Annotated in this window: 30 protein-coding genes; all 30 read right to left on the minus strand. The window is 68.9% G+C overall.

Annotated features, from left to right (window positions below; genetic code table 11):
* Nucleotides 1-3: 3 nt before the first annotated feature.
* Nucleotides 4-411, minus strand: coding sequence for a 30S ribosomal protein S8 (rpsH, locus tag ACFYO8_RS04345; protein ID WP_067301438.1), 408 nt, complete (start codon nt 409-411; stop codon nt 4-6).
* A 98-nt stretch (nt 412-509) separates the two neighbouring features.
* Entirely contained in the window at nt 510-695 is a 186-nt protein-coding gene (locus tag ACFYO8_RS04350) for a type Z 30S ribosomal protein S14 (protein WP_007465272.1), read from the minus strand.
* Nucleotide 696: 1 nt separating this feature from the next.
* A complete protein-coding gene (rplE, locus tag ACFYO8_RS04355) occupies nt 697-1,266 on the minus strand; it encodes a 50S ribosomal protein L5 (RefSeq protein ID WP_354870391.1) in 570 nt (189 codons plus the stop codon).
* Complete coding sequence (rplX, locus tag ACFYO8_RS04360) at nt 1,266-1,586, minus strand: 50S ribosomal protein L24 (RefSeq protein ID WP_013288626.1); 321 nt, start codon at nt 1,584-1,586, stop codon at nt 1,266-1,268. Before rplX ends, rplE begins: the two co-directional genes overlap by 1 nt.
* Nucleotides 1,583-1,951, minus strand: coding sequence for a 50S ribosomal protein L14 (gene rplN / locus ACFYO8_RS04365; RefSeq protein ID WP_007465279.1), 369 nt, complete (start codon nt 1,949-1,951; stop codon nt 1,583-1,585). The genes rplX and rplN overlap by 4 nt, the downstream gene beginning before the upstream one ends.
* A 97-nt stretch (nt 1,952-2,048) precedes the next feature.
* Nucleotides 2,049-2,324 carry a 30S ribosomal protein S17 gene (rpsQ, locus tag ACFYO8_RS04370; RefSeq protein ID WP_354870387.1) on the minus strand — a complete coding sequence of 92 codons (276 nt, stop codon included), beginning with the start codon at nt 2,322-2,324 and terminating at the stop codon, nt 2,049-2,051.
* Nucleotides 2,321-2,557 carry a 50S ribosomal protein L29 gene (gene rpmC / locus ACFYO8_RS04375; RefSeq protein WP_354870384.1) on the minus strand — a complete coding sequence of 79 codons (237 nt, stop codon included), beginning with the start codon at nt 2,555-2,557 and terminating at the stop codon, nt 2,321-2,323. Before rpmC ends, rpsQ begins: the two co-directional genes overlap by 4 nt.
* The gene (gene rplP, locus ACFYO8_RS04380) at nt 2,557-2,982 is read right to left on the minus strand and encodes a 50S ribosomal protein L16 (RefSeq protein ID WP_007465292.1); all 426 of its coding nucleotides are present in this window, start codon (nt 2,980-2,982) and stop codon (nt 2,557-2,559) included. Before rplP ends, rpmC begins: the two co-directional genes overlap by 1 nt.
* A 3-nt stretch (nt 2,983-2,985) precedes the next feature.
* Nucleotides 2,986-3,873, minus strand: coding sequence for a 30S ribosomal protein S3 (rpsC, locus tag ACFYO8_RS04385; protein WP_013473694.1), 888 nt, complete (start codon nt 3,871-3,873; stop codon nt 2,986-2,988).
* Entirely contained in the window at nt 3,873-4,322 is a 450-nt protein-coding gene (rplV, locus tag ACFYO8_RS04390; RefSeq protein WP_018784552.1) for a 50S ribosomal protein L22, read from the minus strand. Before rplV ends, rpsC begins: the two co-directional genes overlap by 1 nt.
* A 40-nt stretch (nt 4,323-4,362) precedes the next feature.
* Nucleotides 4,363-4,644, minus strand: a complete 282-nt coding sequence (gene rpsS / locus ACFYO8_RS04395) for a 30S ribosomal protein S19 (protein WP_007073032.1) — start codon at nt 4,642-4,644, stop codon at nt 4,363-4,365.
* A 12-nt stretch (nt 4,645-4,656) separates the two neighbouring features.
* A complete protein-coding gene (gene rplB / locus ACFYO8_RS04400) occupies nt 4,657-5,496 on the minus strand; it encodes a 50S ribosomal protein L2 (protein WP_088998353.1) in 840 nt (279 codons plus the stop codon).
* A gap of 12 nt (nt 5,497-5,508) precedes the next feature.
* Complete coding sequence (gene rplW / locus ACFYO8_RS04405; RefSeq protein WP_013288632.1) at nt 5,509-5,811, minus strand: 50S ribosomal protein L23; 303 nt, start codon at nt 5,809-5,811, stop codon at nt 5,509-5,511.
* Nucleotides 5,808-6,473: a 50S ribosomal protein L4 gene (rplD, locus tag ACFYO8_RS04410; RefSeq protein WP_354870377.1), complete on the minus strand. Its 666-nt coding sequence runs from the start codon at nt 6,471-6,473 to the stop codon at nt 5,808-5,810. Before rplD ends, rplW begins: the two co-directional genes overlap by 4 nt.
* Entirely contained in the window at nt 6,470-7,135 is a 666-nt protein-coding gene (rplC, locus tag ACFYO8_RS04415) for a 50S ribosomal protein L3 (RefSeq protein WP_354870375.1), read from the minus strand. The genes rplD and rplC overlap by 4 nt, the downstream gene beginning before the upstream one ends.
* Before the next feature lie 11 nt (nt 7,136-7,146).
* Entirely contained in the window at nt 7,147-7,455 is a 309-nt protein-coding gene (rpsJ, locus tag ACFYO8_RS04420; RefSeq protein ID WP_007073037.1) for a 30S ribosomal protein S10, read from the minus strand.
* A gap of 355 nt (nt 7,456-7,810) precedes the next feature.
* Nucleotides 7,811-9,004: an elongation factor Tu gene (gene tuf / locus ACFYO8_RS04425; protein WP_184688631.1), complete on the minus strand. Its 1,194-nt coding sequence runs from the start codon at nt 9,002-9,004 to the stop codon at nt 7,811-7,813.
* 222 nt (nt 9,005-9,226) lie between these two features.
* Nucleotides 9,227-11,323: an elongation factor G gene (gene fusA / locus ACFYO8_RS04430; RefSeq protein ID WP_354870372.1), complete on the minus strand. Its 2,097-nt coding sequence runs from the start codon at nt 11,321-11,323 to the stop codon at nt 9,227-9,229.
* A gap of 76 nt (nt 11,324-11,399) precedes the next feature.
* Nucleotides 11,400-11,870 (minus strand): 30S ribosomal protein S7, encoded by a 471-nt coding sequence (gene rpsG / locus ACFYO8_RS04435; protein ID WP_073828950.1) that lies wholly within the window; start codon nt 11,868-11,870, stop codon nt 11,400-11,402.
* Nucleotide 11,871: 1 nt separating this feature from the next.
* Nucleotides 11,872-12,246 carry a 30S ribosomal protein S12 gene (gene rpsL, locus ACFYO8_RS04440; protein WP_007465318.1) on the minus strand — a complete coding sequence of 125 codons (375 nt, stop codon included), beginning with the start codon at nt 12,244-12,246 and terminating at the stop codon, nt 11,872-11,874.
* A 501-nt stretch (nt 12,247-12,747) separates the two neighbouring features.
* Nucleotides 12,748-13,119, minus strand: coding sequence for a hypothetical protein (locus tag ACFYO8_RS04445; RefSeq protein WP_354870787.1), 372 nt, complete (start codon nt 13,117-13,119; stop codon nt 12,748-12,750).
* 346 nt (nt 13,120-13,465) lie between these two features.
* On the minus strand, nt 13,466-13,834 hold the full coding sequence (locus ACFYO8_RS04450) for a hypothetical protein (RefSeq protein WP_354870370.1): 369 nt from the start codon (nt 13,832-13,834) through the stop codon (nt 13,466-13,468).
* Nucleotides 13,835-13,949: 115 nt separating this feature from the next.
* A complete protein-coding gene (locus tag ACFYO8_RS04455) occupies nt 13,950-17,837 on the minus strand; it encodes a DNA-directed RNA polymerase subunit beta' (protein WP_354870368.1) in 3,888 nt (1,295 codons plus the stop codon).
* A gap of 80 nt (nt 17,838-17,917) precedes the next feature.
* Nucleotides 17,918-21,349, minus strand: a complete 3,432-nt coding sequence (locus ACFYO8_RS04460; protein ID WP_354870365.1) for a DNA-directed RNA polymerase subunit beta — start codon at nt 21,347-21,349, stop codon at nt 17,918-17,920.
* A 575-nt stretch (nt 21,350-21,924) separates the two neighbouring features.
* On the minus strand, nt 21,925-22,314 hold the full coding sequence (gene rplL, locus ACFYO8_RS04465; protein ID WP_354870363.1) for a 50S ribosomal protein L7/L12: 390 nt from the start codon (nt 22,312-22,314) through the stop codon (nt 21,925-21,927).
* A gap of 53 nt (nt 22,315-22,367) precedes the next feature.
* Complete coding sequence (rplJ, locus tag ACFYO8_RS04470) at nt 22,368-22,916, minus strand: 50S ribosomal protein L10 (protein ID WP_354870361.1); 549 nt, start codon at nt 22,914-22,916, stop codon at nt 22,368-22,370.
* Nucleotides 22,917-23,232: 316 nt separating this feature from the next.
* Entirely contained in the window at nt 23,233-23,922 is a 690-nt protein-coding gene (locus tag ACFYO8_RS04475) for a hypothetical protein (protein ID WP_354870359.1), read from the minus strand.
* Nucleotides 23,919-24,740 (minus strand): ATP-binding cassette domain-containing protein, encoded by an 822-nt coding sequence (locus ACFYO8_RS04480; RefSeq protein WP_355093703.1) that lies wholly within the window; start codon nt 24,738-24,740, stop codon nt 23,919-23,921. Before ACFYO8_RS04480 ends, ACFYO8_RS04475 begins: the two co-directional genes overlap by 4 nt.
* A gap of 82 nt (nt 24,741-24,822) precedes the next feature.
* A complete protein-coding gene (gene rplA / locus ACFYO8_RS04485) occupies nt 24,823-25,539 on the minus strand; it encodes a 50S ribosomal protein L1 (protein WP_354870354.1) in 717 nt (238 codons plus the stop codon).
* 88 nt (nt 25,540-25,627) lie between these two features.
* Nucleotides 25,628-26,059 (minus strand): 50S ribosomal protein L11, encoded by a 432-nt coding sequence (gene rplK / locus ACFYO8_RS04490; protein ID WP_091065740.1) that lies wholly within the window; start codon nt 26,057-26,059, stop codon nt 25,628-25,630.
* Nucleotides 26,060-26,198 lie beyond the last annotated feature (139 nt).

The raw sequence follows: 26,198 nt of genomic DNA on the forward strand, positions 1-26,198 counted from the left end.
CCGTTACCAGACGAAGGCGAGGACTTCCCCGCCAACGCTCCGCTTGCGGGCCTGCCGGTCGGTGAGCAGCCCCTGGGACGTCGAAATGATCGCCACGCCCAGCCCACCGAGCACCCGCGGGAGCCCGTCCGACTTGGCGTACACCCGGAGACCGGGCTTGGACACGCGCTTGATGCCGGCCAGGCTCCGCTCGCGGTTCTGGCCGTACTTCAGCTCGACGACCAGTCGCTTGCCGACGGCGCCCTCCTCGGGCTCCTCGACCAACCAGGTGGCGATGTAACCCTCGGCCTTGAGGACCTCGGCGATGTTCGCCTTGATCTTCGAGTAGGGCATCGTCACCCGGTCGTGGTACGCCTGGTTGGCGTTACGCAGACGCGTGAGCATGTCTGCGATCGGGTCGGTCATCGTCATGAAAACTCGTCAACCTTTCTCGCCGGGGTTCCCCGGGCCAGGCCCGGGGCCTACGGCGAAGAGACAGTTCAGCTGACGCGCCGGAGCGCGCCGGGCTATTACCAGGAAGCCTTGGACACGCCGGGCAGCTCACCGCGGTGGGCCATCTCCCGGATGCACACCCGGCAGAGACCGAACTTGCGGTAGACCGCCTTCGGACGCCCGCACCGCTGGCAGCGGGTGTACGCGCGAACCGAGAACTTCGGCTTCGCGGCCGCCTTGATGATCAGCGCCTTCTTGGCCATCTCAGTTCTCCTTGAACGGGAAGCCCAGGAACTTGAGCAGCGCCCGGCCCTCGTCGTCGGTCGTGGCGGTCGTGACCACCGTGATGTCCATGCCCCGCTGGCGATCGATCTTGTCCTGATCGATCTCGTGGAACACCGACTGCTCGGTCAGACCGAACGTGTAGTTGCCGTGCCCGTCGAGCTTGCGCCCGTCCAGGCCGCGGAAGTCACGGATACGCGGCAGCGCGATCGAGAGCAGCCGGTCCAGGAACTCCCACATCCGGTCGCCGCGCAGGGTGACCTTCGCGCCGATCGGCATGCCCTCGCGGAGCTTGAACTGCGCGATGGACTTGGTGGCCCGCCGGACCTGCGGCTTCTGGCCGGTGATGGTGGCCAGGTCGCGGACGGCCCCGTCGATCAGCTTGGCGTCGCGAGCGGCCTCGCCGACACCCATGTTGACGACGATCTTGACCAGCCGCGGCACCTGCATCGGGTTGGCGAACTCGAACTGCTTCTGCAGCTCGCCCACGATCTCGTTGCGGTACCGCTCCTTGAGGCGCGGCAGGGTCTTGGTTTCGGTAGCCGTGGTCATCAGAGGTCCTTACCGGTGCTACGCGCGATGCGGACCTTCTGGCCGTTGTCGTCGATCCGGTAGCCGACGCGGGTCGGCTTGCCGTCGGAGTCCAGGACCATCACGTTCGAGACGTGGATCGGGGCCTCCTGGGTGACGATGCCACCGGTCTTGGCGCCACGCTGGGTGGTGCTGATGCGGGTGTGCTTCTTGACCCGGTTCACGCCCTCGACCAGGACCTTGTCCTGCCGCGGGTAGGCCGCGATGACCTTACCCTTGGCACCCTTGTCCTTGCCGGCGATGACGACGACCGTGTCGCCCTTCTTGACCTTCACGGTCACAACACCTCCGGCGCGAGAGAGATGATCTTCATGAACCGCTTGTCCCGCAGCTCCCGGCCCACCGGGCCGAAGATACGGGTACCGCGCGGGTCCCCACCGTCCTTGATGATGACGGCGGCGTTCTCGTCGAAGCGGATGTACGACCCGTCCGGCCGCCGCCTCTCCTTGGCGGTCCGAACGACGACGGCCTTGACGACGTCGCCCTTCTTCACACCGGCACCGGGGATCGCGTCCTTGACGGTGGCCACGATGACGTCGCCGATGCTCGCGTAGCGCCGACCGGAGCCGCCGAGCACCCGGATGCACAGGATCTCCCGGGCACCCGTGTTGTCGGCGACGCGCAGTCGCGACTCCTGCTGAATCACGTCTATCTCCTATGTCTGCCGGTTCTCCGGCCGCTCGGGGCGGCCGGAGCCTGGCGGAACCTGCGCCCGACCGAGACCGGCCGAGCTCGAGCCTTCGCTACTTGGCCTTCTCGAGGATCTCCACGAGCCGCCAGCGCTTGGTGGCGGACAGCGGCCGGGTCTCCATGATCAGGACCCGGTCGCCGAGGCCGGCCGAGTTCTGCTCGTCGTGCACCTTCAGCTTGCGCGTACGGCGCATGATCTTGCCGTACAGCGCGTGCTTGACCCGGTCCTCGACCTCGACCACGATGGTCTTGTCCATCTTGTCGCTGACCACGAGGCCCTCGCGGACCTTGCGGCGGGACCGCGCGGGGGCGGTGGTGTTCTCACTCATGATGCAGTCACCTCAGTCGGCGCGGCCGAGAGACCCAGCTCGCGCTCACGCATGATCGTGTAGATCCGGGCGATCTCCCGACGGATGACCTGCAGCCGCCGGTTGTTGTCCAGCTGCCCGGTCGCGCCCTGCACGCGGAGGTTGAACAGCTCCGCCTTCGCCTCGCGCAACTTCGTGACCAGCTCCTCCTCGGAGAGCTCACGCAGCTCGGAGGGCTTGACGCCAGCTGCCATCAGGATTCACCCACTTCGCGCGTAACAATGCGGCACTTCATCGGGAGCTTGTGGATCGCGCGACGCATCGCCTCTCGCGCGATCTGCTCGTTGGGGAAGGACATCTCGAAGAGGACCCGCCCCGGCTTGACGTTGGCGACCCACCACTCGGGCGAACCCTTACCGGAACCCATCCGGGTCTCGGCCGGCTTCTTGGTGAGGGCCTGGTCCGGGAAGATCGTGATCCAGACCTTGCCGCCACGCTTGATGTGGCGGGTCATCGCGATACGCGCCGACTCGATCTGGCGGTTGGTCACGTACGCCGGCTCGAGAGCCTGGATCCCGAACTCGCCGAACACCACCCGGTTACCACCCTTGGACGCGCCACTGCGGTCCGGGTGGTGCGGCTTGCGGAAGCCCTTCGGGGGCTTGCGCGGCATCAGCATCTGTCAGCCCTCCTGCTGCGTTTCTGCCGGCTGGTTACCGACCGGAGCCGAGGCGGCCGCGGCGACAGCGCTGCTGTCGACCGGCTCACCGGCCGGCGTCTCCGCCTGCTGCGCGATGGTGGTCGCGGCAGCCCGGCCGGCCTCGGTGCCACCGGCGGTCGTACCGGACGAGCCCGAGCGGCCACGGCGCGGCCGGTCCGGCCGGTCGCCACGGTCGCGGCGCGGGCCGCGCGACGGGGCGGCCTCGGCCGGGGCCTCGCGGCCCGGGACGGCGTCGCCCTTGTAGATCCAGACCTTCACGCCGATCCGGCCGAAGGTGGTACGGGCCTCGAAGAAGCCGTACTCGATGTTGGCCCGCAGCGTGTGCAGCGGAACCCGGCCCTCGCGGTAGAACTCGGTCCGGCTCATCTCGGCGCCGCCGAGACGGCCCGAGACCTGAACCCGGATGCCCTTGCAGGCGGGGTTCTTCATCGCGGACTGCATCGCCTTGCGCATGGCACGGCGGAAGCTGACCCGGCTGGAGAGCTGCTCGGCGACGCCCTGGGCGACGAGCTGCGCGTCCGACTCGGGGTTCTTGACCTCGATGATGTTCAGCTGGACCTGCTTGCCGGTGAGCTTCTCCAGCTCGCCGCGGATCCGGTCGGCCTCCGCACCCTTACGGCCGATGACGATGCCCGGCCGGGCGGTGTGGATGTCGACGCGGACCCGGTCGCGGGTGCGCTCGATGTCGACCTTGGAGATGCCGGCACGCTCAAGGCCCTTGGACATCATCCGGCGGATCTTGACGTCCTCGCCGATGTAGTCCTTGTAGAGCTTGTCCGCGAACCAGCGGGACTTCCAGTCGGTCGAGATGCCGAGCCGGAACCCGGTCGGGTGAACCTTCTGACCCATTACTCGGCACCCTCCGTCGTGCTCTGCTCCTCAGCGGCCGGCTTGGCCGGAGCGGCCTTCTTCGCCGACTTCTTCGGCGCGGCCGGCGCGACCGCCTCGACCGCCACGGTGATGTGGCACGTGCGCTTGCGGATCCGGTACGCCCGGCCCTGCGCCCGCGGCCGGAACCGCTTCATGGTCGGGCCCTCGTCGACGAACGCCTCGCTGACGAGCAGCGCGTCGGGGTCCAGCCGCTCGTTGTTCTCCGCGTTGGCGATCGCGCTAGCGAGCACCTTGTACACCTGCTCGCTCGCAGCCTGCGGCGCGAACTGCAGCACCGTGAGAGCCTCCTTCGCGGGCAGGCCGCGGACGAGGTTGACCACCCGGCGCGCCTTCATCGGCGAGATGCGCACGTGCCGCGCAACCGCCCGCGCGCCCGGAAGCACCGGAGCGTCGCCCTTTCCTGGCATCGCTGTAACCCCTTGTTCCTCTATCCGTATGCCCGCGGCGTCAGCGCCGGCGGCTCTTCCGGTCGTCCTTCTCGTGACCCTTGAACGTGCGGGTCAGCGCGAACTCGCCGAGCTTGTGCCCGACCATGGCCTCGGTCACGAAGACCGGGACGTGCTTGCGTCCGTCGTGCACGGCGATCGTGTGACCCAGCATCTCCGGGATGATCGTCGAGCGCCGCGACCAGGTCTTGATGACGTTCTTCGAGCCCTTGTCGTTCTGCGTCTCCACCTTCTTGAGCAGGTGGTCGTCGACGAACGGGCCCTTCTTCAGGCTGCGAGGCATGTCTTATCTCCCTCAGCCGCGCTTACGCGTGGCGTAGCGGCGGCGGACGATCAGCCGGTCGCTCGGCTGGCCCTTACGACGGGTGCGGCCCTCGGGCTTACCCTGCGGGTTGACCGGGTGGCGACCACCGGAGGTCTTACCCTCACCACCACCGTGCGGGTGGTCGACCGGGTTCATGGCGACACCACGGACGGTCGGGCGCTTGCCCTTCCACCGCATACGGCCGGCCTTACCCCAGTTGATGTTCGACTGGTCGGCGTTGCCGATCTCGCCGATGCTGGCGCGGCAGCGCACGTCCACACGCCGGATCTCACCGGACGGCATACGCAGGGTCGCGTACACGCCCTCACGGCCGAGCAGCTGGATGCCGACGCCGGCCGAGCGGGCCAGCTTGGCGCCGCCCCCCGGACGCAGCTCCACGTTGTGGATGGTGGTACCGACCGGGATGTTGCGCAGCGGCAGGTTGTTACCCGGCTTGATGTCGGCGCCCGGACCGGACTCGACGCGGTCGCCCTGCTTCAGGTCCTTCGGCGCGATGATGTAGCGCTTCTCGCCGTCGGCGTAGTGCAGCAGCGCGATGCGCGCGGTGCGGTTCGGGTCGTACTCGATGTGAGCGACCTTCGCCGGCACGCCGTCCTTGTCGACCCGCTTGAAGTCGATCAGACGGTACTGGCGCTTGTGGCCGCCACCGTGGTGCCGCGTGGTGATCCGGCCGTGAGCGTTGCGTCCGCCCTTCTTCGGCAGCGGAGCCAGCAGCGACTTCTCCGGCGTGGACCGGGTGATCTCGGCGAAGTCGGCAACGCTCGAGCCACGCCGGCCCGGCGTCGTCGGCTTGTACTTACGGATAGCCATTGTCTACACCCCTCAGCTGACCGGGCCGCCGAAGGCCTCGATACGGTCACCGTCAGCCAGCTTCACCATCGCGCGCTTGGTGTCCTTGCGCTTGCCGAACCCGGTACGGGTCCGCTTGCGCTTGCCCTCGCGGTTGAGCGTGTTGACCGTCAGGACGCGGACGTTGAAGATCTGCTGGATAGCGATCTTGATCTCGGTCTTGTTGGCGTCCGGGTGCACCAGGAAGGTGTACCAGTTCCGGTTCAGCTCGCTGTAGCTCTTCTCCGAGACGACCGGCGCGACGATGACGTCACGCGGATCGGCGATCGTGCTCACTTGCCATCCTCCTCGGTGGTCTCGGCCGGCACGCCCAGGAACTCGTCCAGGGCCTCCTTGGTGAAGACCACGTCGTCGGCCACCAGCACGTCGTAGGTGTTGAGCTGGCCGGCCTCGATCAGGTGCACCCGGCTGTCCCGCGCGTTGCGCAGGTTCCGCAGCGACACCCAGTTCAGCTCGTCGGTGCTGCTCAGCACGACCAGGACCCGACGGGCCTCGGTCAGCTTGGTCAGCGTGGTCAGGGCCGCCTTGGTGGACGGCTTCTCACCCGAGACGAACGCCTCGACGACGTGCACCTGGCCGGCGCGGGCCCGGTCGGAGAGGGCGCCACGCAGGGCGGCGGCCTTCATCTTCTTCGGGGTGCGCTGGCTGTAGTCGCGCGGCACCGGGCCGTGGACCACGCCACCGCCGGCGAACTGCGGAGCGCGGGTCGAGCCCTGGCGGGCACGACCGGTGCCCTTCTGCTTGTACGGCTTCCTGCCTCCACCGGAGACCTCGCCGCGGGTCTTCGTCTTGTGCGTACCCTGGCGGGCCGCCGCAAGCTGGGCCACCACGACCTGGTGCATCAGGGCGATGTTGGCCTGCGCGTCGAAGATGTCGGCCGGCAGCTCGACGGAGCCGCTCTTGGCGCCTTCGACGTTGATGACGTCAACGGTGGTCACTTGGCCACACCGCCCTTCTTCACCCTCGCCTTGGCCGCGGTGCGGACCAGGACCAGCGCGCCCTTCGGGCCGGGGATGGCGCCGCGGACGAGCAGGAGGTTGTTCTCGGTGTCGACCGCCTGGACGGTCAGGTTCTGGACGGTGTAGCGCACGCCACCCATCCGGCCCGCCATCCGGGTGCCCTTGAAGACGCGACCCGGGGTCGCGCAGGCGCCGATCGAGCCGGGCGAGCGGTGCTTGCGCTCGACACCGTGGCTGGCGCGCAGACCGTGGAAGCCGTGCCGCTTCATCGGGCCGGCGTAGCCCTTGCCCTTGGTCTTGCCGGTCACGTCGATCACGGCGCCGGCCGGGAACTCCTCGACCGTGACCTCCTGGCCCGGCGCGTAGTCCGCGGCGTCGGAGGTGCGCAGCTCGACGATGTGCCGGCGCGGTGCGACGTCCGCCTTGGCGTAGTGCCCGGCGACCGGCTTCTTGACCTTGCGCGGGTCGATGACCCCGTACGCCAGCTGGACCGCGGAGTAGCCGTCCTTGTCGGCGCTACGAACCTGGCTCACGACGCACGGGCCGGCCTGAACCACGGTCACGGGCACAACCTTGTTGTTGTCCCAGACCTGGGTCATGCCGAGCTTGGCGCCCAGGATCCCCTTGACTTGCCTGTCCATTTGTCCGGTCCCTACAGCTTGATCTCGATGTCGACGCCAGCCGGCAGGTCGAGGCGCATGAGCGAGTCGACCGTCTTCGGGGTCGGGTCGATGATGTCGATCAGACGCTTGTGCGTACGCATCTCGAAGTGCTCGCGCGAGTCCTTGTACTTGTGCGGCGAGCGGATGACGCAGAAACGGTTGATCTCCGTGGGCAGCGGCACCGGGCCAGCGACCTGCGCCCCGGTACGCGTCACCGTCTCGACGATCTTCCGAGCCGAGGAGTCGACGACCTCGTGGTCATAGGCCTTGAGCCGGATGCGGATCTTCTGTCCCGCCATGGTGGCTTCTGTTCCTTCTCTCGATGCCGCTGTGTTGCGGGCGCCTGTACCGGCTGGCACAGGCCCACTTCCGCCGACCCCCGCGGTCGGGCGTGTCGCGCCCGTGGGCCAGGCTCCGCCCCGGGCCTCCGGAGCGATTCTCTGACCACGCGGTGGGTCATGGCGCCGATCGCGGGAACCGCGACCTGGACGCCGCGCGAGGGTGGTTGACCGCCGATGGCGATCAACCACCCCACGCGAGACAGCCTGACTCCCGGAGGTCCAGCGTCAACCGGACGCAGGTGACCGACTGTCGTTACGCAACCTGACTAGTATGCCGCACGACCGGCGGCGACGCTAATCGGGGTTACCCAGCTCACTTCATGATCTTGGTGACGCGACCCGCGCCGACCGTACGACCACCCTCGCGAATCGCGAACTTCAGGTTCTCCTCCATGGCGATGGGCTGGATCAGCTTCACCGACATCGAGGTGTTGTCGCCCGGCATGACCATCTCGGTGCCCTCGGGCAGCGTGACGACGCCGGTGACGTCCGTGGTCCGGAAGTAGAACTGCGGGCGGTAGTTCTGGAAGAACGGGGTGTGCCGGCCGCCCTCCTCCTTGGAGAGGATGTAGACCGTCGCCTCGAACTCCGTGTGCGGGGTCGTGGTGCCCGGCTTGATGACCACCATGCCGCGCTCGACGTCCTCGCGCTTGGTGCCACGCAGCAGCAGGCCGACGTTCTCGCCTGCGCGGGCGTCGTCCAGGGTCTTCCGGAACATCTCGATCGCGGTGACCTTGGTCTTGAAGCCCTTCTCGCGGATGCCGACGACCTCGACGTCCTCGTTCGGGAGCAGCACGCCACGCTCGACACGACCGGTGACGACGGTACCACGACCGGTGATCGTGAACACGTCCTCGACGGGCATGAGGAACGGCTTCTCGGTCTCGCGCTCGGGCTGCGGGATCGCGGTGTCGACCGCGCTCATCAGCTCGAGCAGCTTCTCGGTCCACACCGGGTCGCCCTCGAGCGCCTTCAGCGCGGAGACCTGGACGACCGGCAGGTCGTCACCCGGGTACTCCTGCGAGGAGAGCAGCTCGCGCACCTCGAGCTCGACGAGCTCCAGGAGCTCCTCGTCGTCGACCATGTCGCTCTTGTTGAGCGCCACGACGATGTACGGCACACCGACCTGACGGGCCAGCAGCACGTGCTCGCGGGTCTGCGGCATCGGGCCGTCGGTCGCCGCCACCACCAGGATCGCGCCATCCATCTGCGCGGCACCGGTGATCATGTTCTTGATGTAGTCGGCGTGACCGGGGCAGTCGACGTGCGCGTAGTGACGCGCCTCGGTCTGGTATTCGACGTGCGCGATGGAGATCGTGATGCCGCGGGCCTTCTCCTCCGGCGCCTTGTCGATCTCGTCGAACGGCGTGTACGGGTTCAGGTCCGGATACTGGTCGTGCAGGACCTTGGTGATGGCCGCCGTCAGCGTCGTCTTACCGTGGTCGATGTGACCAATGGTGCCGATGTTGACGTGCGGCTTAGTCCGCTCGAACTTCGCCTTCGCCACTGGGTCCTCCTGTGGACTTTCTTGGTTCGTTCGCCCCGGCGCGCGGTTCGGCGCTTAGGACTCTGTCGACAGCCTTTCCGGCCGGAAGGCCGGAGAGCTTTTGTGGGTTCTGCGGCGATGAAGCCTACAGGCCCGGTCTCACGCAACCCGATCGAGGTGGCCGCGGGCGGGAGAACCCTCCCGCGACCGCCCTCGCGTCATCGGATCAGCCGAGGGTGAGCGTCACTCACCCGTCGCCTTGGCGATGATCTCCTTGGCCACCGAGTTCGGAACCTCGGCGTAGGAGTCGAACTGCATGCTGTAGCTAGCCCGGCCCTGAGTCTTCGACCGCAGGTCGCCGACGTAGCCGAACATCTCCGACAGCGGCACCAGGGCCCGGACGACGCGAGCGCCGCTGCGCTCCTCCATCGCCTGGATGATGCCACGCCGGGAGTTGAGGTCGCCGATGACGTCACCCATGTTCTCCTCAGGAGTGGTGACCTCAACGGCCATCATCGGCTCGAGGAGAGCGGGGTCGGCCTTGCGGGCCGCCTCCTTCATCGCCATCGAGCCGGCGATCTTGAACGCCATCTCCGACGAGTCGACCTCGTGGTACTGGCCGTCCACCAGGGTGAGCTTGACGCCCACCAGGGGGAAGCCGGCGAGGATGCCGTACTGCATGGCGTCCTGCGCGCCCGCGTCCACCGAGGGGATGAACTCCCGGGGGATGCGGCCACCGGTCACCGCGTTGGCGAACTCGTAGGTCGGGGCGTCGTTGCCGAGCGGCAGCGGCTCCACGCTGATGATCACGCGGGCGTACTGGCCGGAACCACCGGTCTGCTTCTTGTGGGTGTACTCGATCTTCTCCACCTTGCGGCGGATGGTCTCGCGGTACGCCACCTGCGGCTTGCCGATGTTCGCCTCGACGTTGAACTCGCGGCGCATCCGGTCGACCAGGATGTCCAGGTGCAGCTCGCCCATGCCGGAGATGACCGTCTGACCGGTCTGGTCGTCCAGCTTGACGCGGAAGGTCGGGTCCTCCTCGGCCAGCCGCTGGATGGCGGTGCTGAGCTTCTCCTGGTCGGCCTTGGTCTTCGGCTCGATGGCCACCTCGATGACCGGCTCCGGGAAGGTCATCGACTCCAGGATGACCGGGTTCGCCGGGTCGCTCAGGGTGTCACCGGTGGTGGTCTGCTTCAGACCCTGCACCGCGATGATGTCGCCGGCGTGCGCGGTGCCGCGCTCCTCACGCTTGTTGGCGTGCATCTGGTAGATCTTGCCGATCCGCTCCTTACGGTCCTTGGTGGAGTTGATCACCTGAGAACCGGACTCGAGCGTGCCGGAGTAGATCCGGACGTACGTCAGCTTGCCGAGGTGCTTGTCGGTCTGGATCTTGAAGGCCAGGCCGGAGAACGGCTCGGAGACCGAGGGCTGCCGCTGCAGCGGGGTCTCGCCGTCGGTGGCCGTACCCTCGATCGCCGGGATGTCCAGCGGCGAGGGCAGGTACGCGACGACCGCGTCCAGCATCGGCTGGATGCCCTTGTTCTTGAAGGCGGTGCCGGTGAGGACCGGGTTGGCCTTGCCGGCGATGGTGGACCGGCGGATGGCGGCCTTGATCTCCTCGACGGAGATCTCCTCGCCCTCGAGGTACTTCTCCATCACCGAGTCGTCGACGTCGGCGAGGGTCTCCATCAGCTTCTCGCGCCACTCGGCGGCGGAGTCGGCGAGGTCGGCCGGGATGTCCTCGACCGCGTAGTCCTCACCCTTCTGGGTCTCGCCGCGCCAGGTCAGCGCCCGCATCTCGACCAGGTCGACCACGCCGATGAAGTCGGACTCGGCGCCGATCGGGATCTGGAGGACCAGCGGGGTGGCGTTGAGCCGGTCGATCATCATCTGCACGCAGCGGAAGAAGTCGGCGCCGGTCCGGTCGAGCTTGTTGACGAAGCACATCCGGGGGACGTTGTACTTGTCCGCCTGCCGCCAGACGTTCTCGGTCTGGGGCTCCACACCGGCCACGCCGTCGTAGACCGCGACCGCACCGTCCAGAACGCGCAGCGACCGCTCGACCTCGACCGTGAAGTCGACGTGGCCGGGCGTGTCGATGATCTGGATCGTGTGACCCTTCCACTCGCACTTGGTGGCGGCGGAAGTGATGGTGATACCGCGCTCCTGCTCCTGCTCCATCCAGTCCATGACGGCGGCGCCCTCGTGGACCTCACCGATCTTGTACGTGATGCCGGTGTAGAACAGGATTCGCTCGGTGGTAGTGGTCTTACCGGCATCGATGTGGGCCATGATGCCAATGTTGCGTACGTTGGCGAGCGCGTCTGCGGCGGCCACTTCAATCCCTACTTATCGTCGTCTCGACACAACTGGTGGCGGTTCCGGCGCCGGGCGGGCGCCGGAACCTCAGGTGTTACCAGCGGTAGTGCGCGAAGGCCTTGTTGGACTCGGCCATCTTGTGCGTGTCCTCACGCCGCTTGACGGCGGCGCCCAGACCGTTGCTCGCGTCCAGCAGCTCGTTCATCAGCCGCTCGACCATGGTCTTCTCGCGCCGGGCCCGGGAGTAGGTCACCAGCCAGCGCAGACCGAGGGTGGTCGCGCGGGACGGCCGGACCTCGACCGGAACCTGGTAGGTGGCGCCACCGACACGGCGGCTGCGCACCTCGAGGGTCGGCTTGACGTTGTCCATCGCGCGCTTGAGCGTGACGACCGGGTCGGTGCCGGACTTCTCGCGGCAGCCCTCCAGGGCGGCGTACACGATGCGCTCGGCGAGCTGACGCTTACCGCGCATCAGGATCTTGTTCACCAGCTGGGTGACCAGGGGCGAGTTGTACACCGGGTCAGCGACCAGCGGCTTCCGCGGAGCGGGTCCCTTACGCGGCATGTCAGCTCTTCTCCTTCTTCGCGCCGTAGCGGCTGCGAGCCTGCTTGCGGTTGCGGACACCCTGGGTGTCCAGCGAACCGCGCACGATCTTGTACCGCACGCCGGGGAGGTCCTTCACACGACCGCCGCGCACGAGCACGATCGAGTGCTCCTGGAGGTTGTGGCCGACGCCCGGGATGTAGGCGGTCACCTCGATCTGGCTGCTGAGCTTGACACGAGCGACCTTGCGCAGCGCCGAGTTCGGCTTCTTCGGGGTGGTGGTGTACACGCGGGTGCACACGCCGCGCCGCTGGGGAGACCCCTTGAGCGCCGGGGTCTTGGTCTTGGTCGTCTTGGCCTGACGGCCCTTTCGGACCAACTGCTGAATGGTGGGCACCGGGTTTCTCCGCTCCCTTCGGCCGCTGCGAGGCGACCGCGCCGTCTGCTCTAGCCGTCCCGGATGGGCGGCTCTCCTACATTCCAACCAGGGCTGCCTGACGGCTCCCCAGCACCCGCGGTCGGGCGTGTCGCCCGAGTCACGGTCCCGGTGTCGGCCACTGAGGCGTCGTACCGGATCTTCGGTGTTGGTGGTGCGACCGCGCGATCACCGGCTGACCGGTTCCAGCGCACGCACGCATTGCCCGGGCACGCCCGGGCACAAGGGGAAAGAGTACCTACCACAGCCGCGCCGGTCAAAACGGATGGGTCGGGGAAGGACCGCTGTGCGGTCCACCGCTCGGCCTCCGGGTCGCCGTCGCGCCGGTGATGGGCACCTACAGTGACGAGTGTACCGGCTCGTCCGCCGCGCGACCCGGCGGCCCCGAGACCGCCCGGCGCTCGGGGACCCGGACATACCGCTCAACGCAGGTCATCGGCCGCACGCGTCCCGCACACAGTCTCAGGTGATCTGCACCACCAGGGCCAGCGCGAGGCCGAGCAGGCCGAACAGCAGGCCCGCCGCGCCGCAGGAGATCCCGGCCACGGCCAGCCCGGCGCCGGTGAACCGGACCGCCGGTGGCGGCGGCTGCCGCCGCACCTGCCGCCGGGCGAGCAGGCCGGCCACCACCGCACCGACACCGATCAGACCGCCGAGCACCGTGAACGCGCCCGCCGCCCAGGCGCCGCCGACGTCGCGGCCGGCAAGGCCGAAGCACAACACCAGCAGCGACACCCCGATCGCGGCGATCCCGGCGACAAGCGACCCGATGGCCAGCCCCGAGGTGACCGGCGGAACGTCCAGGTGGACCACGCCGAACGGCGTACCCGGCACCACGTCGACCCGCTTCGGCGGCCGGGGCGCCTCGGCCGGCGGTGGCGGGAGCGCCGGCCCGCCGTGCGGACCCCATCCGCCGTGGCCGGGCGCGCTCCCCGGCGCCGGCCACCCGCCGCCGGGCGCCGGCGGACTGCCCGGGTACGCCCCGAACGCCGGTTGGTGCGCGGGCGCGGACGCGGGACCCGGCGGGTACGGCCCGGGGCGGTTCGGGTCGCCTCCCGGCGCAGCCGGTTCCGTCACGGGATCCTCCTGTCCACACGCGCCCGCCGCGCGGCGGACACCGGCCAGGCTACCGTCGCCGATCACAGCCGGGTGGCCGGGCGCGGACCGCTCCCCCACCGGGTCAGTCGAAGGTCGGCGCGAAGTCGTGGCCGAACGAGGCGTCCGCGTGCCGGACCACACCGATCACCACCGCGGCGACCACCGCGGCGGCGGTGAGCACCAGCCCGGTCCGCGCCAACTGCTCGCCGCGCCGCAGCCAGTCCGCGCCGGTGAGATAACCACCCGAGGCGTACGCCTCCCGGCGGGCCTGCCGGGCCAGCATGAGCGCGATGGTGGCCGGCACCGCGCCGCCGATGAAGAACCCGGTGAGCGCGCCGATCAGCCCGAGCGCGAAGACGGCGCGGGCCTTGGTGGAGCGGACCGGCTCCGGGTCGTGCGGATGGCGGTACGCCTGCGGCACGGCAGGCGCCGGCCCGGGCACTGTCGTCATGCCCTCCATCATGCCCCGCCCCCGCCGTCCGTCCCGACGGAAGGCAGCCGGTCCCCGCACTCCGGACGCGACGAGGCCCCCGGCGGATGCCGGGGGCCTCGTCGTTGCCTACTGCTTAGCGGTACGACCCGAAGTCGAAGTCGTCCAGCGGAACCGCCTGGCCGCTGGCCGGCCCGAAGCCGTAGTCGGTCTCCGGGTAGCCGGTCATCGAGTAGACCTTGGCCTTCGCCTCCTCGGTCGGCTCGACCCGGACGTTGCGGTACTTGCTGATGCCCGTACCGGCCGGGATGAGCTTACCGATGATCACGTTCTCCTTGAGGCCGATCAGCGAGTCGCTGCGGGCGTGGATCGCCGCGTCCGTCAGCACCCGGGTGGTCTCCTGGAAGGAGGCCGCCGACAGCCAGGAATCCGTGGCCAGCGAGGCCTTGGTGATACCCATCAGCACCGGACGACCGGCGGCGGGCTCGCCACCCTCGCCGACGAGCCGGCGGTTCTCCGACTCGAACAGCGCACGGTCGACCAGCACACCCGGCAGGAACTCGGTCGAGCCGGAGTCGATGACCGTCACCCGCTTGAGCATCTGGCGGATGATGATCTCGATGTGCTTGTCGTGGATGAGCACACCCTGCGAGCGGTAGACCTCCTGGACCTCCTGGGTCAGGTGGACCTGGACCGCGCGCGGGCCGAGGATGCGCAGCAGCTCGTGCGGGTCGATGGTGCCCTCGGTGAGCTTCTCGCCGACCTCGACGTGGTCGCCGTCGTGCGCCCGGAGCCGGACCCGCTTCGAGATCTTGTCGTAGACGATCTCGTCGCTGCCGTCGTCCGGGATGACCACGATCTTGCGGGACCGCTCGCCGTCCTCGATCCGGATGCGGCCGGGGGTGTCGGCGATGGGCGCCTTACCCTTCGGCACCCGGGCCTCGAAGATCTCCTGGACACGGGGCAGACCCTGGGTGATGTCCTCACCCGCGACACCACCGGTGTGGAAGGTACGCATCGTCAGCTGCGTACCCGGCTCACCGATCGACTGGGCGGCGATGATGCCGACCGCCTCGCCGACGTCCACGGTCTTGCCGGTCGGCAGCGAGCGGCCGTAGCACGCACCGCAGACGCCCAGCTTCGACTCGCAGGTGAGCACGCTGCGCACCCGCACCGTCTCGGTCCCGGCGGCGACGATCGCGTCCACCAGGATCGAGTTGAGGTCCTGGCCGCGGTGCGCCACCACGGTGCCGTCCGGCCCCTTGATGTCGTCGGCCAGCGTCCGGGCGTGCACGCTGGTCTCGGCGTGCTCGTGCACGACGAGCTTGCCGTCGACGCGCTCGCCGATCTGCATCGGGATGGCGCGGTCGGTGCCGCAGTCCTCCTCGCGGATGATGACGTCCTGCGAGACGTCCACCAGACGCCGGGTCAGGTAACCCGAGTCGGCGGTACGCAGGGCGGTGTCCGCGAGACCCTTACGGGCGCCGTGCGTGGAGATGAAGTACTCCAGCACGGACAGACCCTCCCGGTACGACGCCTTGATGGGTCGCGGGATGATCTCGCCCTTCGGGTTGGCCACCAGACCACGGATCGCCGCGATCTGCCGGAGCTGGAGCAGGTTACCGCGGGCACCCGAGTGGATCATCTTCCACAGCGGGTTCTCCTGCGGCAGCGCGGTGTCCATCTCCTTGGCGACCTCGTTGGTCGCCTTGGTCCAGATCTCGATGAGCTCGCCGCGGCGCTCCTCGGCGGTCATCAGACCACGCTGGTACTGCTTGTCGATCCGGTCGGCTTCCTTCTCGTACCGCTCCAGGATCTCCCGCTTGCGCGGCGGAGCGATGACGTCCTCCATGCCGATGGTGACGCCGGACCAGGTGGCCCAGTGGAAACCGGCCTCCTTGAGCCCGTCCAGGGTGGCCGCCAGGGCCACCTTCGGGAACCGCTCGGCGAGGTCGTTGACGATCGCGGAGAGCTGGCCCTTGCGGATCTCGTAGTTCACGAAGCGGTAGCCCGGGGGCAGCGTCTCGTTGAACAGGACCCGGCCCAGCGTGGTCTCCACGGTCACCGGCTCGCCCTCGGTCCACCCCTCGGGGGCGGTCCACGGCTCGGCGCCGGCGCCGTTGTCCACGCCGACCACGTCGCGCAGCCGGATCCGGACCGGCGTCTGCAGGTGCAGCTCGCCGTTGTCGTACGCCATCCGCGCCTCGGCGTCCGAGCTGAACGCCCGGCCCTCGCCCTTGCCCCCCGCAGTGAGGTGGGTGAGGTGGTAGAGACCGATGACCATGTCCTGGGTGGGCATGGTGACCGGCTTGCCGTCGGCCGGCTTGAGGATGTTGTTCGACGACAGCATCAGGATTCGCGCCTCGGCCTGGGCCTCGGCGGACAGCGGCACGTGGACCGCCATCTGGTCACCGTCGAAGTCGGCGTTGAACGCGGTGCAGACCAGCGGGTGGATCTGGATGGCCTTGCCCTCGACCAGCTGCGGCTCGAATGCCTGGATGCCCAGACGGTGCAGGGTCGGCGCGCGGTTCAGCAGCACCGGGTGCTCGCCGATGACCTCTTCCAGCACGTCCCACACGACCGGCCGCTGCCGCTCGACCATCCGCTTGGCGGACTTGATGTTCTGCGCGTGGTTGAGGTCCACCAGCCGCTTCATCACGAACGGCTTGAACAGCTCCAGCGCCATCTGCTTGGGCAGGCCGCACTGGTGCAGCTTGAGCTTCGGGCCGACCACGATGACCGAACGGCCGGAGTAGTCGACGCGCTTGCCCAGCAGGTTCTGGCGGAACCGGCCCTGCTTGCCCTTGAGCATGTCGGACAGCGACTTCAGCGGCCGGTTACCCGGGCCGGTGACCGGACGACCGCGACGGCCGTTGTCGAACAGCGCGTCGACGGCCTCCTGGAGCATCCGCTTCTCGTTGTTGACGATGATCTCGGGCGCGCCGAGGTCGATCAGCCGCTTGAGGCGGTTGTTCCGGTTGATCACACGCCGGTACAGGTCGTTCAGGTCGGAGGTCGCGAAGCGGCCACCGTCGAGCTGCACCATCGGGCGCAGGTCCGGCGGGATGACCGGGACGCAGTCCAGCACCATGCCGAGCGGCGAGTTCCGGGTGTTCTGGAACGCCGCGACGACCTTGAGCCGCTTGAGCGCGCGGATCTTCCGCTGGCCCTTGCCGGAGCGGATGGTCTCGCGCAGGTTCTCCGCCTCGGCCCCAAGGTCCATGTTCTGGACCAGGGCCTTGATCGCCTCGGCGCCCATGCTGCCGGTGAAGTACTCACCGAAGCGGTCGCGCAGCTCGCGGTAGAGCAGCTCGTCGGTGACCAGCTGCTTCGGCTCCAGCTTGCGGAAGGTGTCGAGAACCTCGTCGAGGCGGTCGATCTCGCGCTGGGCCCGGTCGCGGATCTGGCGCATCTCGCGCTCTCCGCCCTCCTTGACCTTGCGCCGGACGTCCGCCTTCGCGCCCTCGGCCTCCAGCTCGGCCAGGTCGGCCTCCAGCTTGGCGGCCCGCTTCTCGATCTCCGAGTCGCGGCTGTTCTCCGCCTGCCGCTTCTCGGCCAGGATCTCGTTCTCGATGGTCGAGAGGTCGCGGTGCCGCGCTTCGGCGTCCACGCTCGTCACGACGTACGAGGCGAAGTAGATGATCTTTTCGAGGTCCTTCGGGGCGAGGTCCAGCAGGTAGCCCAGCCGGCTCGGCACGCCCTTGAAGTACCAGATGTGGGTCACCGGAGCGGCAAGCTCGATGTGACCCATCCGCTCCCGGCGAACCTTGGAGCGGGTCACCTCGACGCCGCAGCGCTCACAGATGATGCCCTTGAAGCGGACCCGCTTGTACTTACCGCAGTAGCACTCCCAGTCCCGCTGCGGACCGAAGATCTTCTCGCAGAAGAGCCCGTCCTTCTCCGGCTTGAGGGTGCGGTAGTTGATGGTCTCGGGCTTCTTGACCTCGCCGTGGGACCACTGACGGATGTCGTCAGCGGTGGCGAGGCCGATGCGCAGCTCGTCGAAGAAGTTGACGTCGAGCACTATGTCCCCTATGTCGTCGTCTGTACTGCTAGCTAACGGGTGGGATCCGGGGCAGGGTGACCCTGCCCCGGATCACCACCTCAGACCTCTTCGACCGAGCTCGGCTCGCGCCGGGACAGGTCGATGCCCAGCTCCTCCGCCGCCCGGAACACCTCGTCGTCGGTCTCGCGCATCTCCAGGGCCACACCGTCACTGGAGAGCACCTCGACGTTGAGGCACAGCGACTGCAGCTCCTTGAGCAGCACCTTGAACGACTCCGGGATGCCCGGCTCGGGGATGTTCTCGCCCTTGACGATCGCCTCGTAGACCTTGACCCGGCCGAGGACGTCGTCGGACTTGATGGTCAGCAGCTCCTGCAGGGCGTAGGCGGCGCCGTACGCCTGCATGGCCCAGCACTCCATCTCACCGAAACGCTGGCCACCGAACTGCGCCTTACCACCCAGCGGCTGCTGCGTGATCATCGAGTACGGGCCGGTCGACCGGGCGTGGATCTTGTCGTCGACCAGGTGGTTGAGCTTCAGGATGTAGACGTAGCCGACCGCGATCGGGTCGGGCAGCGGCTCGCCGGAACGACCGTCGAACAGCTGCGCCTTGCCGCTGCCACCGATGAGCTGGTTGCCGTCCCGGTTGGGCAGGGTCGACGCCAGCAGACCGGAGATCTCCTCCTCGCGGGCACCGTCGAAGACCGGCGTGGCCACGTTGGTGTCCGGCTCGGACTCGTGCGCGTCGATCGAGCGGAGCTGACGCTTCCACTCGGCGTCGTCGCCGTCCACGCTCCAGCCGGTCTTGGCCACCCACCCGAGGTGGGTCTCCAGGACCTGACCGATGTTCATCCGGGACGGCACACCGAGCGGGTTCAGCACGATGTCGACCGGGGTGCCGTCCTCCAGGAACGGCATGTCCTCGATCGGCAGGATCTTGGAGATGACGCCCTTGTTGCCGTGGCGGCCCGCGAGCTTGTCACCGTCCTGGATCTTGCGCTTCTGGGCCACGTAGACCCGGACCAGCTCGTTCACGCCCGGGGGCAGCTCGTCGCCGTCCTCGCGGGAGAAGGTACGCACACCGATGACCGTGCCGGTCTCGCCGTGCGGCACCTTCAGCGAGGTGTCACGGACCTCGCGCGCCTTCTCACCGAAGATCGCGCGGAGCAGCCGCTCCTCGGGGGTCAGCTCGGTCTCGCCCTTCGGCGTGACCTTGCCGACCAGGATGTCGCCGGGGACGACCTCGGCGCCGATCCGGATGATGCCGCGCTCGTCGAGGTCGGCGAGCATCTCCTCGCTGACGTTCGGGATGTCGCGGGTGATCTCCTCCGGGCCGAGCTTGGTGTCCCGGGCGTCGACCTCGTGCTCCTCGATGTGGATCGAGGTGAGCACGTCCTGCTGCACGAGGCGCTGCGACAGGATGATCGCGTCCTCGTAGTTGTGGCCCTCCCAGCACATGAACGCCACCAGCAGGTTGCGTCCGAGCGCCATCTCGCCCTCGTCGGTGCACGGACCGTCGGCGACGACCTGGCCGGCCTCGACGCGGTCGCCCTCGAAGACGACCGGCTTCTGGTTGACGCAGGAGCCGGCGTTGGAGCGGCGGAACTTGTGCAGCAGGTACGTACGGCGGTGGCCGTCGTCCTGGTGAACCGTGATGTAGTCCGCGCACAGGTCCTCGACCACACCGCCGACCTCGGCGACGACCACGTCGCCGGCGTCGACCGCGGCGCGGTACTCCATGCCCGTACCGACCAGCGGGGCCTCGGCCTTGACCAGCGGCACCGCCTGACGCTGCATGTTCGCGCCCATGAGCGCGCGGTTCGCGTCGTCGTGCTCCAGGAACGGGATCATCGCGGTGGCGACCGAGGTCATCTGCCGCGGCGACACGTCCATGTAGTCCACGGCGCCCGGCGCGACGTCCTCGGTCTCGCCGCCCTTACGGCGGACCAGGACGCGGTCCTCGGCGAAGGTGCCGTCCGACTTCAGCGGGGCGTTTGCCTGCGCCTTGACGAACCGGTCCTCCTCGTCCGCGGTCAGGTAGTCGATCTGGTCGGTGACCCGGCCGTCGATGACCTTCCGGTACGGCGTCTCGATGAAGCCGAACGGGTTGACCCGGGCGAACGTGGACAGCGCGCCGATCAGGCCGATGTTCGGGCCTTCCGGCGTCTCGATCGGGCACATCCGGCCGTAGTGGGACGGGTGCACGTCCCGGACCTCGAAGCCGGCCCGCTCGCGGGACAGACCACCCGGGCCGAGCGCGCTCAGCCGGCGCCGGTGGGTCAGGCCCGCCAGCGGGTTGGTCTGGTCCATGAACTGGGACAGCTGCGACGTACCGAAGAACTCCTTGATCGCCGCCACCACCGGGCGGATGTTGATCAGGGTCTGCGGCGTGATCGCCTCGACGTCCTGGGTGGTCATCCGCTCGCGGACGACCCGCTCCATCCGGGAGAGACCCACCCGGACCTGGTTCTGGATCAGCTCGCCCACGGTACGCAGGCGACGGTTGCCGAAGTGGTCGATGTCGTCGGCCTCGTAGCCCTCCTCACCGGCGTGCAGCCGGCAGAGGTACTCCACGGTGGCGACGATGTCGTCCTCGGTGAGCGTGCCGGTGGTGATCGGCACGTCCACTTCGAGCTTCTTGTTGAACTTGTAGCGCCCGACCTTGGCGACGTCGTACCGCTTCGGGTTGAAGAAGAGGTTGTCGAGCAGGGTCTGGGCGTTCTCACGGGTCGGCGGCTCGCCAGGGCGGAGCTTCCGGTAGATGTCGAGCAGGGCCTCGTCCTGCCCGGCGATGTGGTCCTTCTCGAGCGTGGTCATCATCAGCTCGGACCAGCCGAACTTCTCGCGGATGCGCTCCGCGGACCATCCGATGGCCTTGAGCAGGACGGTGACGGCCTGCCGGCGCTTGCGGTCGATGCGAACGCCGACCGTGTCGCGCTTGTCGATGTCGAACTCCAGCCAGGCACCCCGACTCGGGATGACCTTGACGCTGGAGAGGTCGCGGTCGGAGGTCTTGTCCGGCTGCTTGTCGAAGTACACGCCCGGCGAGCGGACGAGCTGACTGACCACGACGCGCTCGGTGCCGTTGATGATGAAGGTGCCCTTCGGCGTCATCATCGGGAAGTCACCCATGAACACCGTCTGGCTCTTGATCTCGCCAGTGGTGTTGTTGGTGAACTCCGCGGTCACGAACAGCGGCGCGCAGTAGGTCAGGTCCTTCTCCTTGCACTCCTCGATCGAGGCCTTGACCTCGTCGAAGCGCGGAGCCGAGAAGGAGAGCGACATGGTGCCGGAGAAGTCCTCAATGGGACTGATCTCTTCGAGGATCTCCGCGAGACCCGAGCGTGCGTGCGGGTCGTCCGCCGACCGGCCCTGCCAAGCCTCGTTGCCGACGAGCCAGTCGAAGGACTCGTTCTGAATGGCGAGGAGGTTGGGGACCTCGAGGTGTTCGGTGATCCGACCGAAAGAAACTCGGCGGGGCGCGAAAGCGCTCGACGTACGACTGGTCTTCGCAGGGCGGGAAGCTGCCAAGATGCGTCCTTCCGAGGACCGGTGCTGCAGAACGGCTGGTACGCGTGCACTCCAATGACCCCACCAGAAATATCCGCAATCGGACATTTCCGAGCAGGGGTCAAGTCGGAAGGCAGCGCAAACTAGCAGTGTAGCCGAGAGGCTAACCGCTGTCCAGCCCAACCCGCAGGTCGTCGCGGAACAAGCCCTGGGACCTCGGAAAACCGGGTCGACCGGGCCGCTCGGAACGCGACGCTCCTGCCGGTCCGCTCGGGTGCCGCGGCGGTGGTGCTGCCGTTGCCCTTACCCGAGAGGCGGCCGTTGCAAGCGCGGAAGGTCTTGCTGATGTTCAGCGTGCCTGCCTGGCCGGTGCCGCGTCAAGGGCCGGTTGCCGCTCGGGGTGTCTTTCCCACCGACGGGCTACCGACAGACGTCGCTGACCGGCCCATGGGAGGAAGCTGTACGTCCTGCTCACGCCGCCCGCCGACAGGTGGCACCAACACGACGGGCGGCGACCCGGTCTCCCGGATCACCGCCCGCCGCGACGCGGTGTGCCCCGGCTCACGTGAGCCGGACGCGCGTCAGGTGGAGCAAGGTCACTTCATGGTGACCTTGGCGCCCTCGCCCTCGAGCTTGGCCTTGGCCTTCTCGGCGGCCTCCTTGTTGACCTTCTCCAGGATGGCCTTCGGCGCGGCCTCGACCAGGTCCTTGGCCTCCTTGAGGCCCAGGCCGGTCAGCTCACGCACGACCTTGATGACCTGGATCTTCTTGCCACCGTCGGCGTCGAGGATGACGTCGAACTCGTCCTTCTCCTCCTCGGCCGGGGCGGCGGCACCGCCGGCGGCCGGGCCGGCCGCGGCCATGGCCACCGGAGCGGCGGCGGTGACCTCGAAGGTCTCCTCGAACTGCTTCACGAACTCGGAGAGCTCGATCAGCGTCATCTCCTTGAACGCGTCGAGCAGCTCGTCGGTGCTGAGCTTCGCCATGTCTGGCGTCCTTTCTCGCAATGAAAACTAAGACGTGGTGCGCCGGGAGGGCCTCAGGCCGCCTCGGCGCCCTCCTGCTCGCGCTTCTTGTCCGCCAGGGCGGCCGCCGCGCGGGCGGCCTTGGAGAGCGGAGCCTGGAACAGGGCCGCGGCCTTGCTCAGGTTGCCCTTCATGGCGCCGGCCAGCTTGGCCAGCAGCACCTCGCGGGACTCCAGGTCGGCGAGCTTCGTGACCTCGGCCGCGGAAATGGCCCTGCCCTCGAAGACACCGCCCTTGATGACGAGCTTCGGGTTGGCCTTCGCGAAGTCGCGAAGCCCCTTCGCCGCCTCGACGACGTCGCCCGAAACGAAAGTCAGCGCGGTAGGACCGGAGAACAGCTCGTCGAGGCCGGAGATGCCCGCATCGGCCGCGGCACGCTTCGCCAGCGTGTTCTTCGCGACCGTGTAGCTGGTCTCCTTGCCGAGCGAGCGCCGCAACTGGGTGAGCTGCGAGACCGTGAGCCCGCGGTACTCGGTCAGCACGGTCGCTCCCGCGTTACGGAAGCTCTCGGTCAGCTCGGCGACGGCCGTGGCCTTGTCGGCCCGGATCGGCTTGTCCGCCATGTCCCTCCTCTCTCGTTGCTCGGAGCTGGTACGCCGACGGCGAGCCGGGGCTCGACGACGGCGGCGGAGGCATCACGACAACGAAAAAGCCCCGGCGCAGGGCGCGCGGGGCGAGGGCTGGCAGCACTGGCACAGTCGGCGGACCGTGCGTGACACCGAATTTCGCTTACCGCCCTGCGCGGGTCGCCCGTCGTCGCGGGACCTTCGACCGTGCCGGAGCACGGTGACCAGCGGTCTTTGGGTGGAACTACCGCATCAGATTACGCGACGTGCGCCGCAGCACCAAATCGCCCGGCGTGCTCCCGGTCACCCCGGCTCAGGCGCGGGTGCGCCGCGCCCAGGCGTAGCCGGTCAGCGCCACCGCCGCCCAGATCACCGCCCAACCGGTGAGCAGCAGGCCCTCGCCGGCCGCTACCGGCCCGGTGACCGCCCGCGCGGTCGCCATGACCGGCGGGACCAGCCACGGCGCGACCGAGCCGGAGAGCCCCAGCACCACTACCCCGACCGCGCCGGTGACCAGCACGGCCACCCCGTAGCCGGCGCTGCGGGTCACGGCCCGGCTGGCGAGCGCGCCGAGCGCCACCGCCGCCGGCAGCGCGAGCAGGTGCGCCCAGAGCCCGAGTGCCACCCCGACGAGCACCGGCCGCTCCCCCGGCTCGACTGCCGCGGTCACGCCACCGAGCGGCCACGGCAGCACCAGCGCGACGAACACCACCACGAGCCCCGCCACCAGCGACGCGAGCAGCCCGGCGGCCCGTTCCCGGGTCGGCCCGGCCACCACCCGGGCCAACCGGCGCTGCACGTCGGGTTCCACGTCCAGCAGGATCTTGGTCTGCCACGCCAGCACCGGGAACAGCACGACTGCGGAGACGCCGTACGCCTCCGCCGGCTTGGACCGGCCGCCGCCGTAGAGGACGGCGAGGACGAGCAGGCCGGCCAGCACCGGCGCCAGCGCCCGTCCGGTACGCACGAAGCCGGTCAGCCGCAGCCGGGCCAGCGCGATCACCGGTCCACCTCCGGCGCCGGGGCCGGACGGCCGGTGCCCGGCGGGCCGGCGGAGGCGGGCACCGGGGGCGTGGCCGGAGGCGGGACGGCGTGTTCGCGTACCCGAAGGATCTGGTGGCCGTCGGCGCGCAGGCGGGCGACGGCGGCGGCCAGCCCGGCGGCCGGCACCGCCAGCTCGACCACGGCGACGGCCGCGCCGCCCGACGAAGCCTCCTCGGCCACCGTGCCGTCGGCGACCGACAGGTGCCGGGCGCCGGGCAGCCGGACCGTCTCGCCGCGGTGATCGCTGACCAGCACCGTGCCGCCGCCGGCCAGCACCTCGCCGATGATCTCGGGGACCGACTCGCGGGCGGTGGCGTCCAGCCCCTCCCACGGCTCGTCGAGCACCAGCAGGCCGGGCGGGCGCAGCAGCGCCTGCGCCAGGCCGACCTTCTGCGCGGTGCCCTTGGAGAGCCGCGGCAGGCGCACGTCGTGGAAGCGGGTCAGGCCCAGCCGCTCGACCCAGTGGCGCACCGCCCGGTCGGCGGCGGGGCCGGGCAGGCCGGCGACGCGGCCCATCCCGGACAGGTAGGCCCCGACGGTGAACGGCTGGTCGGCGGGGAAGCGCTCCGGCACCCAGCCGACCACCGCCGGCCGGTCGGTGACCCGGCCCCGGCCCGGGCGCAGCACCCCGGCGGCGAGCTGGAGGAACGTGGACTTGCCGGCGCCGTTGCGGCCCAGCACCACCGCCGCCTCACCCGGGCCGATCGCGACGTCGACCTGCCGCAGCACCCACGGACCCCGCCGGTGGTAGCGGAGCCAGACGCCATCGAACCTCATGCGGCCGACAGTGCCACACCGGACGGACGAACGGGGCCCCGCCACAGCGTGGTGGCGGGGCCCCGTTCGGGAGTTCGCGTGCTCAGCCCTCGGCCGAGGCCTCCTGGAAGTTCTTCACGACCTTCGGGTCGACCGGGACGCCCGGGCCCATGGTGGTCGTGAGGGTGACCTTCCTGAGGTACGTGCCCTTGGCCGCGGACGGCTTGGCCCTCAGCACCTCGTCCAGCACCGCGGCGTAGTTGTCCACCAGCTGGTTCTCGGAGAAGGAGGCCTTGCCGATGATCAGGTGCAGGTTGGAGTGCTTGTCCACCCGGAAGGTGATCTTGCCGCCCTTGATGTCCGAGACGGCCTTGGTGACGTCCATGGTCACGGTGCCGGTCTTCGGGTTCGGCATCAGACCGCGCGGGCCCAGGATCCGCGCGATCCGGCCGATCTTGGCCATCTGGTCGGGCGTGGCGATCGCCGCGTCGAAGTCCAGCCAACCACCCTGGATACGGGCGACCAGCTCGTCGGTGCCCACCTCGTCCGCACCCGCGGCGACGGCCTCCTCGGCCTTCGCGCCGGCGGCGAAGACGATCACGCGGGCGGTCTTACCGGTGCCGTGCGGCAGGTTGACCGTGCCGCGGACCATCTGGTCCGCCTTGCGGGGGTCGACGCCGAGGCGCATCGCGACCTCGACCGTGGCGTCGAACTTGGTGTTGGTGGTGTCCTTGGCCAGCTTGACGGCCTCGACCGGGGTGTAGAGCTTCGACCGGTCGATGACATCGGCGGCCTTGCGGTAGCTCTTGCTGCGCTGCATTTCTGGTGACTCCTGTGGTCTCTGGCGGGCACGCGGCATTCGCGGCCCTCCCACGAACAGAAAGATCGGGTGGAGCGGTGGAGCGAGATCAGTCGGCGACGGTCAGGCCCATCGACCGGGCGGTGCCGGCGATGATCTTCTCGGCCTGGTCGATGTCGTTGGCGTTGAGGTCCGCCATCTTCTTCTCGGCGATCTCGCGCAGCTGGGCGCGGGTGACCGAGCCGACCTTCTCCTTGTGCGGGACGCCCGAGCCCTTCTGCACACCGGCAGCCTTGATCAGCAGCCGGGCGGCGGGCGGGGTCTTCAGCACGAAGGTGAACGTGCGGTCCTCGTAGACGCTGATCTCGGCGGGGACGACGTCGCCCCGCTGGGACTCGGTCTGCGCGTTGTAGGACTTGCAGAACTCCATGATGTTCACGCCGTGCTGGCCGAGCGCGGGGCCGACCGGCGGCGCCGGGGTGGCCTGGCCCGCCGGGAGCTGAAGCGTGAACGTCTTGACGAGCTTCTTCTTCGGAGGCATGTCTCTTCCTGGGGCTTGGAACTGGGATTCTCGCCGGTCCGCGGGCGCGCACGGTCAGCACGGTGCGGACAAGCCGACGTTCTAGGGTAGCGCAGCCGCGGCCCGCCCTCCGCGCCGAGGTCGGCCGGCGGCGAAACGG

Origin of the sequence: Micromonospora sp. NPDC005257 (assembly GCF_042872445.1) — a bacterium.
Classification (GTDB): Bacteria; Actinomycetota; Actinomycetes; order Mycobacteriales; family Micromonosporaceae; genus Micromonospora.

Excerpts from the sequence above, each read along its gene's own strand:
- rpsH (WP_067301438.1), bottom strand. The coding sequence starts at position 411 with ATGACGATGACCGACCCGATCGCAGACATGCTCACGCGTCTGCGTAAC.
- ACFYO8_RS04350 (WP_007465272.1), bottom strand. The coding sequence starts at position 695 with ATGGCCAAGAAGGCGCTGATCATCAAGGCGGCCGCGAAGCCGAAGTTC.
- rplE (WP_354870391.1), bottom strand. The coding sequence starts at position 1,266 with ATGACCACGGCTACCGAAACCAAGACCCTGCCGCGCCTCAAGGAGCGG.
- rpsQ (WP_354870387.1), bottom strand. The coding sequence starts at position 2,324 with ATGAGTGAGAACACCACCGCCCCCGCGCGGTCCCGCCGCAAGGTCCGC.
- rpmC (WP_354870384.1), bottom strand. The coding sequence starts at position 2,557 with ATGGCAGCTGGCGTCAAGCCCTCCGAGCTGCGTGAGCTCTCCGAGGAG.
- rplP (WP_007465292.1), bottom strand. The coding sequence starts at position 2,982 with ATGCTGATGCCGCGCAAGCCCCCGAAGGGCTTCCGCAAGCCGCACCAC.
- rpsC (WP_013473694.1), bottom strand. The coding sequence starts at position 3,873 with ATGGGTCAGAAGGTTCACCCGACCGGGTTCCGGCTCGGCATCTCGACC.
- rplV (WP_018784552.1), bottom strand. The coding sequence starts at position 4,322 with ATGCCAGGAAAGGGCGACGCTCCGGTGCTTCCGGGCGCGCGGGCGGTT.
- rpsS (WP_007073032.1), bottom strand. The coding sequence starts at position 4,644 with ATGCCTCGCAGCCTGAAGAAGGGCCCGTTCGTCGACGACCACCTGCTC.
- rplB (WP_088998353.1), bottom strand. The coding sequence starts at position 5,496 with ATGGCTATCCGTAAGTACAAGCCGACGACGCCGGGCCGGCGTGGCTCG.
- rplC (WP_354870375.1), bottom strand. The coding sequence starts at position 7,135 with ATGGACAGGCAAGTCAAGGGGATCCTGGGCGCCAAGCTCGGCATGACC.
- rpsJ (WP_007073037.1), bottom strand. The coding sequence starts at position 7,455 with ATGGCGGGACAGAAGATCCGCATCCGGCTCAAGGCCTATGACCACGAG.
- rpsG (WP_073828950.1), bottom strand. The coding sequence starts at position 11,870 with ATGCCGCGTAAGGGACCCGCTCCGCGGAAGCCGCTGGTCGCTGACCCG.
- ACFYO8_RS04450 (WP_354870370.1), bottom strand. The coding sequence starts at position 13,834 with ATGACGACAGTGCCCGGGCCGGCGCCTGCCGTGCCGCAGGCGTACCGC.
- rplL (WP_354870363.1), bottom strand. The coding sequence starts at position 22,314 with ATGGCGAAGCTCAGCACCGACGAGCTGCTCGACGCGTTCAAGGAGATG.
- rplJ (WP_354870361.1), bottom strand. The coding sequence starts at position 22,916 with ATGGCGGACAAGCCGATCCGGGCCGACAAGGCCACGGCCGTCGCCGAG.
- ACFYO8_RS04480 (WP_355093703.1), bottom strand. The coding sequence starts at position 24,740 with ATGAGGTTCGATGGCGTCTGGCTCCGCTACCACCGGCGGGGTCCGTGG.
- rplA (WP_354870354.1), bottom strand. The coding sequence starts at position 25,539 with ATGCAGCGCAGCAAGAGCTACCGCAAGGCCGCCGATGTCATCGACCGG.
- rplK (WP_091065740.1), bottom strand. The coding sequence starts at position 26,059 with ATGCCTCCGAAGAAGAAGCTCGTCAAGACGTTCACGCTTCAGCTCCCG.